Raw genomic sequence first — 1,249 nt, forward strand, 5'->3', positions numbered from 1 at the left:
TGGTCGCCTGTATTCAGGGTTACTGAACTACTGAACTGTCTATCTGCAAACAGGTTTCCAGTCGATGCTGCATCAAGTAATCCTGCACCACCTATTGTTTGTGCAGAACCACCAGAATATGTGAAGGTGTTTGCGAGTTGTGCGATAGCGCTGTTAGTTCCACCGGTAGCTACTTGGTTAGCTGTCTCAGTTCCTGCTACTCTTGACAAGCCGTTTCCAGAAAGCTCACTTGTTAATGCAGTTGCACTTGCGTTATAATTTCCAGCTGTTGTGGATGACGAAAGTGCAATGTACTTGGCTACTGCTGGACTAGTGCAATTTGCAAATGATGTTCCGAAGAGCAAGTTTGCAGCACAGTTGTGGCCAGTTGCAGTTACCACGTTGTCAGTTTGTGCATATTCCTTTATGTTTCCCTGTGAGTCTCTTACGGTCAGAATTATGTGACCAAGTAAGGCGGTGTTTTCACCTGAATTGGATTTGGTATCTGCAACACTGAATGTGTTTGCATCTACGCTATTTATCCCAACTATACCAACTGCTATGGCAACAATGCCAAAGAGTCCCATAGTTTTTAGATGATTCATTATTTGTCTTAACTACTTGGTATTATTAGATATGTTGGAAATTACCATGTCAAATAGGGTTCCAAATTGGAACTTTTTGACATGAATTACTTTTGTTTTACTCCTACCTGCTCTTCTAGAGTAACTGTGAAATGTTTGCCGGCTATATTTTGATTGGATCCAACATTTGTACCGTTATTACTCTGAGATGTATTTGCTACATTATTTTGTGTATTAGTAGAATTGTTTCTATCATTAAAACCGCCAGAAGAAAGCGCTATTACAGCACCAACAACAACTATCCCTACAATAATTATTGCTATGGAAGCAGACTTTTTCATATATCGATGTGGGTACCACTGTCTATAAACTTGTCCAATAAGGTGAAGTTTAAAATGCATTTGTTCATAATTAATCGAGGCGTCTAGAAATTTTGCAAACCAAATATTATTTTTTAATTGTCTTGTTTCTTGCACTAGGTACATCAAGTGCTTATGCAGAGGAACCAGTAATGATAACACTCTCTTCAGAAATGCATAACATTATTTTTGATGGTAAATGGTCATTTATGGAAGAATGGAAGGCGTCAAGTCTCAATAGTTTTTCTTATGATGATGGAACTGAAATTAAATTGCGGAGTGCACACCAAGATAATTTCATTTATGTTATGATCGATGACATTGATA

At 38.0% G+C, this 1,249-nt stretch carries 2 protein-coding genes and 1 pseudogene; 1 reads left to right on the forward strand and 2 read right to left on the reverse strand.

Annotated features, from left to right (window positions below; genetic code table 11):
- Both DYY66_RS12670 and DYY66_RS12675 read right to left on the reverse strand, forming a co-directional pair.
- Positions 1-584 (reverse strand): hypothetical protein (locus DYY66_RS12670; RefSeq protein WP_166290102.1); only part of this gene is annotated, 584 nt, incomplete at its 3' end.
- Between the two features lie 86 nt (positions 585-670).
- The gene (locus DYY66_RS12675) at positions 671-904 is read right to left on the reverse strand and encodes a hypothetical protein (protein WP_166290104.1); all 234 of its coding nucleotides are present in this window, start codon (positions 902-904) and stop codon (positions 671-673) included.
- A 122-nt stretch (positions 905-1,026) separates the two neighbouring features.
- Between DYY66_RS12675 and DYY66_RS13400 the strand changes: the two are divergent.
- Positions 1,027-1,249 (forward strand): annotated as a pseudogene (locus DYY66_RS13400) (hypothetical protein); the annotation flags it as partial.

Source organism: Candidatus Nitrosotalea sp. FS (assembly GCF_011319475.1).
GTDB lineage: Archaea > Thermoproteota > Nitrososphaeria > Nitrososphaerales > Nitrosopumilaceae > Nitrosotalea.

What these genes read in the sequence shown, in the direction of transcription:
- DYY66_RS12675 (WP_166290104.1), bottom strand. Translation starts at nt 904, where the DNA reads ATGAAAAAGTCTGCTTCCATAGCAATAATTATTGTAGGGATAGTTGTT.